Source organism: Lentzea sp. NPDC006480 (assembly GCF_040611995.1).
Classification (GTDB): Bacteria; Actinomycetota; Actinomycetes; order Mycobacteriales; family Pseudonocardiaceae; genus Lentzea.
On the sequence record NZ_JBEXPJ010000240.1, the window covers coordinates 1 to 11,138 of the forward strand.

Below are 11,138 nucleotides of genomic sequence, written 5' to 3' on the forward strand. Positions count from 1 at the left end.
GGTTCTTCGGTGGTCGCTTCCGTTGCCAGTCCTTCGGCTTCGGTCGGTGGACTGACGCCGGACACCTCGTACTCGTTCACGGTCGTCGCCCGGGATGCGCGGCTTGCGGATGAGCGCTTGCGCGATCACCAGCCGCTGTCGCTGGCCACCCGAGAGCGTGCCGTCGGTCAGCACCGTGTGCATGCCCATCGGCATTTCCCGGACGTCTTTGGCGATTCCCGCCATCTCCGCGGCCGCCCACGCCTCGTCCATGGTGAAGTTCTGTGCGCCCGCGATGGCCTCGAAGATCGATCCGTGGGCAGGCTTTGCCTGCTGCAACACGACACCGCACTGTCCACGCACGGCAGACGCGTCCAACGAAGCCAGGTCCTGGCCGTCGTAGAGCACCGTGCCTGACGAAGGTTTCTCGAACCCGAGCAGCAAACGCAACAGCGTCGACTTGCCGCACCCAGACGGTCCGACAACCGCGACGAACTCGCCGGGCTGGATGCGGAACGAGACGTCGTTGAGGATGGGTGGTGCGTCTTTGACGTAGCCGAAAGTCATGTGGTTGACCTCGATGTCACCGGACAGCTCGCCGGGCACGGCAGAGGCCGACGACACTTCAAGCGGCTCGGTCAGCACCGGCTTGAGCCGTTGGTAGGTCGGGACGATCGAGATCACCGACGTGATCGAGTTGGTCAGCTGCATCAACGACGCGAGCATGATGGCGAATGCCGCGTTGAAGGCGAAGAACTCCGGCACAGTCAACGAGTTCTGCGCGGGTCCAGACAGCACGAGGAAGAGCACCATCGTGCAGAACGGCACGTAACCGGCATTGAAGGCGGAGATCAGGTTCTGGTAACGGTAGATCTTGTTCGAGCAGCCCTGAAGCTGCACGTAGTCCCCGGCCCAGTCGGCGTAGGCGCGGTTCTCCGCCGCAGCGACCCGTAGCTTCGGAAGACCCAGCAGGTTCTGGTAAACCTTGTCGGTCAGCTTGTACTCCAGCTCGATCGCCTTGCGCTGCCAGCGCATCTGCCGCACGCCGAACACCAGGAACACGATCGTGCTGATCAACACAAGCCCGCCGGCCATCAGTGCGAGCGGGACGCTGAACCAGAACAGCAGCAGGAAGTTGAACAGCGCCAAGACACTGGCGTGCAACGCGAGTGAGCTGATGTCCATCAGCACAGTGCGGATCTTGCGAATGCCGAGTGCCGCGCTGGCGAGCTCACCTGTCGAGTAACCTGCGAAGAACCTGGCGGGCAGCCTCAGCAGCCGGTCCCACACCGCGGCCTGCAGTGTCGACTCGAACCGGCCTTCGATCCTCAGTAGAGCGACGTTCTGCACCAACGCGAACGCTCCACCCACCAGGCTCGCCACCACCAACGCGCAGCACAGCTGAACGATCAGGCTGCTCTGCGCGCTTGGCACGTACTCACCGAGCACCTTGCCGGTAGCAACAGGTACCAACAGGCCCAGCACGACAGACACAGCAGTCGCTGATGCCAGCGTGCGCACGTCGCCTGCTGTTCCCCGCAGCCCGAACAGGACGAGCTGCCAGCTGCGCAGCGGCTTCTCGGCCAGAGGTCGGTAGAACATCGCTGCCCGATTCTCGAGCGGTGTCTCCGCCGTCACCGCGGTCCGTTCCCCGGAGAGTGGATCGACCACGTGGTAACGCCCTCTGTGCCACAGCAATGCGACTGGCAGATGGCCCTCGGACAGATGCCCGACAAGTGGACCGCTGTTGACGCGCCACCACTCGTTCTTCAACGTGATCGTGCGGGTGCGAAACCTCGACCGCACCGCGATCCGGTCGATAGGCCCCATCCTGCTGTTGACCGCCGCACTTTCTGGAGCGATCACAGTGATGCCGAGTTCCGCCGCAGCGACCCGGCACGCGGCAACGGTCCTGTCGTCGTCCAGGCCGACCTGGCTAGGCCCTGACCGTGGATCGCTGGCGAGAACGGACAACAGTGCTTCGTCAGCGCGGTCCCGCACCACGAGGCCCGCGTTGCGGCCGGTTTCGATGCGCGCCTGCTCGGCGCGGTACTGCCGTTCAACCGCCCGGTCGACGTTGTAGAGCAGCCGGGTCTGCAGGTTGAGCATATACCGCCAGAAGAGCCCTGCTGCGATGAGGCTTTCGGTGTCGCGGACTTGGACGACCGCGTAGTTCTCGCACTGCACCCAGTCGTGCACGCTCAGTGTGATCGTGTCGCCCGCCTCGCGGCGTCGCACCCCAGCCGCCCCACCGGTCAGCACGTGGCCGTTGAGCACGTCGACCCACACGATGCCGGAGGTCGACCGCCCGCACTGACCGGCGGCGAGCGTGACCTCGTGGTCGGATTCCAGAACCACGAATTCGCGAGGCGGCAGGCCGTCTCTGGTGAACGCCATCAACAGGTGAAGCCCGGCGTCGATCGCCCGAGCCAACGCGTGTTCCTGAGGGCTGAGCAGGCCATCCCGTTGCCACCGTTGCTTCTGCGCTGACGCCACATCACGGATGAGCAGCTTCATCAGCCGCGCATCGGTGTGTGGTCGCGCGATGAGCGAGTGTTTGGGGCCGGGCGTCGGTCCGCACAGCAGCGTTCCCTTCTCGGCCGTGCCGATGAAGTGCCAGCGACCTCCCGCATCGGTATCAACCGCGAAGATGTCCACGGCGCCTTCGGCCACCAGCCACAAGGTGCCCTGGCCGTCGAGCGGGATACGACGCTCATCGTCTACCTCAGTTCCGAGTTCGCGGAGCAGAGACACGACGTCTGTGTCGATCGAGTGAGTCATGGCTCAGTGCTCCTTGATCAGCGCCGCGTACCGGCCTGCCGCGCTCACGAGTAGCTCGTGGTCACCGCGCTCGATCACCTTGCCGCTGTCGAGCATGATGATCTCGTCGCTGTCGCGGATGGTGGACAATCGGTGGGCGATCACGATGCACGCGCAGCCGCGGCGCCGGAGGTTCTCGATGATGACGAGCTCTGTCTCCGAGTCGAGTGCGCTGGTCGCTTCGTCAAGCACAAGCACACTCGGGTTGCGCACAAGGGCACGAGCGATCTCCAGTCGTTGCCGTTGCCCGCCGGAGAAGTTACGGCCGCTTTCACTGACGAACGCGGACAAGCCTCCCTGCCGTGCCGACACGACGTCGTAGATCGCGGCGTCCTTGAGCGCGGTGATCACATCTTCGTCCGGGATGGACGAGTCCCACAGCGTCACGTTGTCGCGCACGCTGCCTTCGAACAGGAAGATGTCCTGATCGACGAATGCCACTGAGGCCGCAAGCACACTGCGTGGGTGGTCGTCGCGAGGCACGCCGTCAATCAGCACCTGGCCCGACCACGGCCGGTACAGACCGGAGATCAGTCGAGTCGCCGTCGACTTGCCGCTGCCGGATCCGCCAACCAGTGCCACCTGTTCGCCAGGTCCGACGGAGAACGAGAAGTTCTCCAACAGCGGAGGAGCCAGTGGGCTGTAGCCGAAGGTGATGTTCTCGAACGCCACCCTGCCGGTGAGCCGCTTCGCGGTTTCTGGCTCCGCTACCCGGTCGAGGTCCTCGGCCCGGTAGTTCTCCACGTCGCGCAATCGAGTCACCTCGACACTGAAGTCCTGAATCCGCCCGGCGACGTTGGTCAGCTGGGTGATCGGGGTGGTGAATGCGGTCATGAGCGTTTGAAACGCGACCAGCAGGCCGATCGACAGGTAGCCGTCGACCGCTTGCAGGCCACCTACCAGCAGGATGCACGCCGAGTTCAGCGCCGCTAGCATCGGAGCCACGACCGCGAGCATCGCCGATGGTGTACCGATCCGCTGCTCGCCAGTCAGCACCTTCGCCTGGTGGCCGGCCCATTTGCGGAAGTACTCGTTCTCGCCGCCGGTCGCCTTGATCGTCTCGATGAGCTGCAAACCGTTGTAGGAAGCGGAAAGCAGAGAGGCGTTGTCTCGGGCAAGCTTGCGCACGCCGTTCTCGCGCACTCGGACCACCAACCGCAGCGCAACCACGTTCAGCAGTGCGATCGTCACGCCGATGAGCGTCAGCGCCGGGTTGTAGGTCCACATCAGGAACGCATAGAGCAGTACGACGACCGCGTCGACGGCCACACCGGACAGGTCCCGCGACAAGGTCGTGGCGACATCGTCGTTGGAGTTCATCCTGTTGGTGACATCAGCCGGGCTTCGCTGGGTGAAGAACCCGATGGGCAGCCGCAGAAGGTGCCGGATGAACCGCGCACTGCTCAGTGTGGCGCTCGCCAGGCGCGCCCGGTTCAGGAAGTTCTGACGCATCGCGGTGATCACGAACACCAACGCAACGGTCGTTGCCATCAGCCCGAAGAACGGTGCCAGGATCGATTTGTCGCCACCGAGCAGGATGGTGTCGACGAACGCGTGGGTGAACGCCGGCATCGCGACACCAACGACCATCAGCAGCAAGCTGGCGATCACGCTCATCGCCAGCAAGCCTCTGATGCCGCGCAACCGGGAGGGCAAGCCTGCCAGCAACCCCGGCGCGCGGCCCCCAGGCTGGAAATCCGGGCCGCGCTCCATCGTCAGGACGACACCGGTGAAGCTCTCGTCGAACTCCTCGGCCGGGACGGCCCTGCGACCCTCAGCGGGGTCGTTGATGAACACCACCGGCTTGCCCCAGCGGGTGCCGACACCCTCGAGGACGACGAAATGCCTGAACTCCCAGAACAGAATGCCTGGAGGCTTTACGGTCGCGAGCGCACCGGGCTCCATCTGCATTCCTTTGGCCGTCAGGCCATAGGTACGTGCCGCGCGAAGGATGTTCGACGCCTTGGACCCATCCCTGGACACCCCGCACGTCACGCGCAACTCTTCCAACGGCACGTGTCTTTTGAAGTGCGCCAACACCATCGCGAGGCTGGCGGCGCCGCATTCGACGTCCTCCATCTGCAAAACGGTCGGGGTCCTGCGTGGACGGTACTTGCGCTGAGGCTCCGGCTTCGTAGGTCCAGGTTCCGGTGCCTGAGGACGAGACAAGGTGGCGGTCATCTACTGCACCACCCAGTCGACAGGCTTGATGGGCGCCAAATGGACAGATCCGGTGACCAGCGTCCGTGAGTCGACGTTGTACGGCGGTCCGGCCTTCGTCGACCATTCGTAGCCACTGGGGGTGCCGGCCGTCAACAATTTGACCACGACCTTGAGCGGCTGGCCCTGCGCGGTGAACCGCTCGCCGAGCTGGGCGTCGCCGAGGAAGTCGGTGATCTGCTGGCGGCTTTCCGCGAACTGGCTGATGTTGAGCACCTTGCCGCGCAACACGCCGTACTCCTGGGACGGGGCGGATTGGACTGCCAGGTCGACTGCGCTGTCCTTGCGGATCAGGCCCGCCTCACCTGCCGGCACGTACAGCACGGCGACCAGGCCTTCGGTCTGCTCGTCGATCCGCTCGATCACCGCCAGCTCGGTGCCCGTGGTGATCACCTGACCGACCTTGGCCAGCATCGCCGTGACGCGTCCACCGGTAACGGGCTTGATGACCTCGGTGCGGTTGCCTACCTGGACGGTGAGTAGGGCGGTGTCCTGCGGGAAGGTGTTGCCCTGGTTGACGAACACTCCGGTGACCTGACCCGCCACCGGGCTCTGCAGCGTGAAGCTGCCCTCTTGGTGTGTGAGGATCCCAGCCGCGGACACGCTGCGGGGCAACGCTCCCAGCGTCGCCCACACCGCACCACCGAGCACCACCAGCCCGACCACGACGAGCACGATCCAATGGTGCGGCCGCGCGAGTTGCGCGGGTGCGTCCAGCTCGTCGAGAGAGTTGAGTTTCTTGAGCGCGTTCTTCCGGAACTGCACGGCTACTCCTTCCTGGTGAGGTGAGCGATCTTCGTCAGAAGAACACGCTCAACGGGTTGAGATCCTTTTCGGCGATCGGTTCTTCGATCCAGCCGAGGGTGACGGGAACGTCGTAGAGGCGACCTGGAGCAAGGCGGCGCCAGAAGTGCCGCATCCCCGGCACAACCACCTTCACGACGTTCAACTCGATATCCGCACGCGTCTGGTCACACACGATCACTTCCAGGCCTGCTGACGCGGCGAGCTCGACGCACCGGAACACGTCGTCGCGGAGATTTCGTTGACTCGACTGCACCCTTGTGTTGATACGGGTGGGCGTGGCTGCGAGGTCAGGGATCAGCCAGGGTTGCTGGCACACGCGGACTGTGCGCCACCAGTCCAATGTGGAGGCATCCTCTTCGCGGTAGATGGTGCTGCCATCGGAGCTTCTGCCGACCACCGCGGGCAGGAACTGGTTCAGCTCGGTCAAGGCCCGTAACGCGGCAGTTCCGGCGTCGAGGTGGGCGCCGAAGGCGACGAGCACATCTTCGACAGGATGATCGACTCGGCGTGATACCGCCGCAAACGACGGGATGCCGAGATCTGCACTGATGTCGAGCATCCAGAGCTCGCGCCCCAGTCGTTCGTAGTGCTCGAGGAGCTCCGCGACGTACGGGTGGTTCAGGCTCGCGAGTTCGACGCCGGGACGGCGCACGCGGTTGTACCACCACAAGGCGACGCTGTCGCGTTCCACCACCTCCAAGAAGCCTTGCAGTATCGCTTCTTCGATGGTGTTGCCCGCGGCGTTGCCGTTGGAGTCCGCAGCGCAGAACGGGTGCTCGCGCGTGTCGGGGTGACCGAACCAGGTGTACGCAGCGGGCAGCAGTCGCTCCTGATCGTGGGTGAGCGACCAAGCTGATGTCCAGTCGATGGGCCGGGCGTGGTCGAGGGGCTCTGGCACATGCTGCAATCGTCCGGTCGCGGCGGCATGCCGGTTCGCGTACTGCTCAGTCGAGAACAGCAGCAGATCCTCGGCAGCCACAGCCTTCTCTGGGCCGAGTTCAGCGTAAGTGCCGCGGACGACCTGCCGTCCGGGCGTCCACACGCCGCAGTAGCGCTCGATCGCCTCGCACGTCGCGCTCACCCTCGCCTGGACGTCGGTGCGCCCCTTGCCGCCGCTCTGCCCACGCAACGTCCGTCGTAGCGCGTTAACGTCATCAGGGTCGATAGCGAAGTTGTGTCCGGCGATGTAGCTCGGGGTCAGGTCCACATCAGACAGTGGGCGTACCGCTGTCACAGCGCCGAACAGGCGGTCAACGTGCTTATCCAGTCTGCGCAGTGTCGCTTCGGCCGGCTCGGTTCGAAACCCGCCGTCGTGCCGGCTCGCGGGGCGCGAGGTGAGCTTCACCTGAGGTGGCGCCCGCAACAGGTCCGGGTCGCCGCAGTGTGAACAGTGCGGCACCGGGATCAGCTCGTGACGCTCGGTGGTGAGCTTTGTGGTGTCATACGAGACGACGGCACCGTCAAGCGGCGTGCTCGCCCCGGTGCTCAGCACGCTCATGGCTACGCCAGCGACGAGGTTGGACACTATGCCGGTGATATGCGGCAATGAGACCACTGAAGTCGTCAACGGACGGTCGTCGTACCTACGCAAGAACCTTGTGACGGGACGGTTTGCCGTGAGCCGTTCGCACATGCACTGCCAGCAGCCGGGCTTGTCGGGCCGGAAATACGGTCCGATCCAGACCTCAGCGCCCACCGGCTTGACCAGTAGCCATGGCCTGTCAGCGAACTGGCTGAGCCTAGGATCGAGGTAGTCGTCGGCGGCGACGATGGTAAAGGCACCGCCTTGCGACACTACTTTGATACCTGTGGCCCCCAGAACTCGTTGCATCTCGACGACAGGCACCTTTCCCAGCGCCACGAACTCGACGCCCTTGTGCCGGATCGCCGACTCCACCACTGCCGGGTCTGTACCGGCCATCTCCCACAGGGCATCCCAGCGCGAGCTCACGACGGGTGAGCCGTCAGCGAGATGACCCGCGTGGTGGAGCTTCGCCAGCGCGTGCAAGCAGCGGGCCAAACTCACCTGGGACGCGACAGCGGCAGCGATCTCCGGGACGGTCCGAGTTCCGTCCAACAACGGCACCACGGCTACCGCCGCCTCGTCGCGCACCATGTGCTGGGAGGTCTCCGACAGCAAGAACACCTTGTCCGGCGCTACTAGGCGCACCGCAAGATGCGCCTTCAAACGCGGCAAACGCGGACCGTCCGAGTACACATGTCCCTCCCCATCAGAGCGTCAAGTACGCGTTGAGCGAGCAGCCGTCGGCTACTCGCTCAACCGTCAGGAGCAGCTGCTGCACGGAGAACAGCAACAACAGGCGCCGGCGCCGCCTGCCATGGAATCCAGGTCGGAGTCCCACAGATCCTGCGTGTTGATCTGCGGCATGTCTGGCACGTAGAGCACGAACCGGCCGGTGGCGAATCCGCTCTCCCACAATGCGATCTGCGTCGCGAGGTCAGGATCTGAGTCCCGGGCTCGCACGATCTCGACCGCCGCGTCTGCTGGAGTCTCCAGTCCGTTCTCGTTCAACACCTGCTTGGGCTGATCGAGGAGTCGCTCGGTGAACTCGTCACTCGACCACGCATGACTGAGAACTCGTGAGTACGCGGCGACGAACGTCACTCTGGCCTGCGGGTCCATCCCGCACCCCTTCCAGCGCAAATCCTTGCGTATCACTCATTACGAGTGAGGCAGCGGCCTCATATCAGGCGGAGTGATGCAACCAACGCCTCCGGAAAAATCCTCCAGGTCGTCCTCATCGATCCCGTTCTGCACATTCTCGATGTCATCCATCAGAGTTCTCCTCCGTAATCAGGTAGTGAACCATGGGATCATCCGTTCAAAGCTGGATGTTGATCCGGCCAACGAAGAATATCGGCGTCAACTTGCCCAGAACAACGAGTACAGTCCGGTTCCGCCGATCACAGCAAACAAACTGGCCGAGTTACATCGATCTGTGCAAATGTACCAAGCGCAAGCTTTGACGCTGCCCGCCATCATCCTACCCAGATTTGCGTCGAACAGAACGGGCAGGCCGAAATGTAGGCGCGCTGGCGTGGCGGCATCAACATAGCGGTCCACACACTATCCATGCTTACCGCCGAGGCCCACCGGCGGCGTCTTCGCGTCGACGAAGGCAGTTACGCAACTGTCAACGTGGATCTGTGCGCCGTCGCGTTTTCCGCCTTCCAGACACGCGCCTTTCCGGTCGGAGATCGACCCGCCGAAAGAAGGCATCGCGAAGGTCCACGCCTGCCATCAGAGCATCGGCAAGCCGCGTGCCTATGACACTGACACCCGAAGGCGCACACACCTATGAGATCTGTTCGTTCGAGCCACGCCGGTTCGCAAACTTGCATCATTTGATGCAAAGTCGGTCACCAGAGAGGGTCACCCGACGCTTGAATTCCACAGATCTGCGCAATCCATCCAAACTCCTTGCGACTGCACCACGCAAGCAGTTGAATGAAACCGCGACCGCGCAAACCGGTCAACCAGAAACGATTTTTCACATAGTTCGAAGGAGATTAGCCATGGGCAACAGCGAGAAGAAGACGGCGGACAACACCGAAGCCGTAGAACTCAGGGAAGAGGAGCTTGACGTCAGTGGCGGTGGTGGGGGTGGGGCTCACAACCCGCCCCACAGCCCAAAGAAGTGACCTGTTAATTTCATAGCACGAAGAGATGGTGCACCTGCTGCGGAAAGCCTGATACACAGCTTCACCCAGGGCAATTCCGCCAAGGTGCGCCATCTCTTTCTGATGGCCGTGCTTAGAACTAATAGGAACGAAGGTTGCGCTGGCCGACCAGAGTCGCGCCCGCGAGCCTATCCAATTCATCATCTTCCACGACTACAGCGGTGACTGCACGTTCGACGCAAGAGCAGCACACGGCGGGAGAGCCAGGCCACCGATGCTGTCATCGTAACAGCAGCCACCGTACGAACCATCAACATACCGCTCAAACAGCCCGAATCAGATGATGCTGCGGACACTGCGCGATCGAAGTCGGCGGGACGTTCAGCCCTGCCATCGACACCAGCGCGACGATCTGCCAAAGAACACCTCGCTGCCCTGCTGCCATCGTTCCTCCAGACGTGAAGTGGCGGAGCCGGCCACCACGAACACCACTCTTACCCACAAGCACCCTCAGCGTTCCCACCCTGCCGCGAGCGCCGGATCAACCGTCGATCCGTCAGGTGCGGGACCGTCAGCTCACCGGTATCACAGCCCGCGTCCGCGGACTTGACGTGGCCGCGAGGCGCTTGGGCCGCTCTGGGCCTGTCACCGGATCGCGTATGCGCCTGGAGTGGTTATCACTCGGATAACCGCGCCAGCTCAGTGCGGATGAACCGGGATGACACGCAAAGACCTGCTCGTTGTTGCGACTCCGCCAACCTGGACGTCCGCGGTCGCTTAGATTTAACGAACAAGTATGCCATCAGACCATGTCGGACGTCAGCGCCGATGACCCAAATCGATGCAATAGGTTGAATGTCACTTTAGGAGAATTAATACTAGTCACACCAGCCGGTGCAATCGCTCGCAGAACACAAAGACTGAATCTCATCTTCACTCAAGTCAGGAGAGAATGCAAAATGAGCGACAACTCGAAGCCTAAGGACAAGACCCTTGAAGTTGAGGTTGACGACGCGAGTTTGGAGGACATCTCCGGCGGCACAAGCGCTGGTGATAAAAGCGGGGGCAAAGGCGGGCGCGCCGGCTAATTAGACCCTGGTTCCCGACCGAATGCTCGACTCGGCCGGGAACGCACTTTATTAGACAAAAGGACCTGATCGCCAACAAACGATCCACTCAACTATGCTTGACCGTGAACCTTCCAGGAGGTCAAGTAGCGAATTTACATGCTCCGCTCACGACCTGATCGTATGGCACCACGTCCACCGTTTAACTCTGCCAGTCGACACGATTCAATAGGCGGTGGCGCATTCCTGCCAGTAGAATAGGTTGTCGCAAAGAAGCCGCCTACAGTTCATGGTGAGAGTCTCTGCGATGCTGCCAATCGTCCCTCCGTCGTCGGCGGCAGCAGGCCACTGAAACGCGCCGCGTTGCCACCATCGACGGCACGCAGGACTGCTTCGCTTCGTCAGTTCACAGCTTGACATCTCCGCCGGCAAAAGCGTCCTTCGTACGCGCCGCCGAGCTGACACCAATCGATGAAGTTGCCGCAGACACCGCCTGTACAACGGACAACGCCCGCAGCAAACTCGGCCCGACTTCAGCCCCACCGACCAACAGCGGCCCGACCCCATCAAACGTTGCCTTGCCGATGCTGGCTAGCCAGCATC

The 11,138-nt window shown here is 62.9% G+C and carries 6 protein-coding genes and 1 pseudogene; 1 reads left to right on the forward strand and 6 read right to left on the reverse strand.

What is annotated here, in order from left to right; translation table 11 throughout:
* From ABZX92_RS43230 to ABZX92_RS43250, 5 genes are all read right to left on the reverse strand, one after another.
* A partial coding sequence (locus ABZX92_RS43230) for an ATP-binding cassette domain-containing protein (RefSeq protein WP_355571564.1) occupies positions 1 to 2,760 on the reverse strand: 2,760 nt, incomplete at its 3' end.
* A 3-nt stretch (positions 2,761 to 2,763) separates the two neighbouring features.
* Positions 2,764 to 4,980 carry an NHLP family bacteriocin export ABC transporter peptidase/permease/ATPase subunit gene (locus ABZX92_RS43235; RefSeq protein ID WP_355571566.1) on the reverse strand — a complete coding sequence of 739 codons (2,217 nt, stop codon included), beginning with the start codon at positions 4,978 to 4,980 and terminating at the stop codon, positions 2,764 to 2,766.
* Positions 4,981 to 5,784 (reverse strand): HlyD family efflux transporter periplasmic adaptor subunit, encoded by an 804-nt coding sequence (locus ABZX92_RS43240; protein WP_355571568.1) that lies wholly within the window; start codon positions 5,782 to 5,784, stop codon positions 4,981 to 4,983. It abuts the gene before it with no gap.
* A 34-nt stretch (positions 5,785 to 5,818) separates the two neighbouring features.
* Positions 5,819 to 8,044 (reverse strand): TOMM precursor leader peptide-binding protein, encoded by a 2,226-nt coding sequence (locus ABZX92_RS43245; RefSeq protein ID WP_355571570.1) that lies wholly within the window; start codon positions 8,042 to 8,044, stop codon positions 5,819 to 5,821.
* 66 nt (positions 8,045 to 8,110) lie between these two features.
* Positions 8,111 to 8,470, reverse strand: a complete 360-nt coding sequence (locus ABZX92_RS43250) for a hypothetical protein (protein ID WP_355571572.1) — start codon at positions 8,468 to 8,470, stop codon at positions 8,111 to 8,113.
* Between the two features lie 893 nt (positions 8,471 to 9,363).
* On the opposite strand from ABZX92_RS43250, the gene ABZX92_RS43255 reads away from it, so the two are divergent.
* Complete coding sequence (locus ABZX92_RS43255) at positions 9,364 to 9,489, forward strand: hypothetical protein (protein WP_355571574.1); 126 nt, start codon at positions 9,364 to 9,366, stop codon at positions 9,487 to 9,489.
* Between the two features lie 1,452 nt (positions 9,490 to 10,941).
* Here ABZX92_RS43255 and ABZX92_RS43260 read toward each other — a convergent pair.
* Positions 10,942 to 11,138, reverse strand: a pseudogene (locus ABZX92_RS43260) (hypothetical protein); the annotation flags it as partial.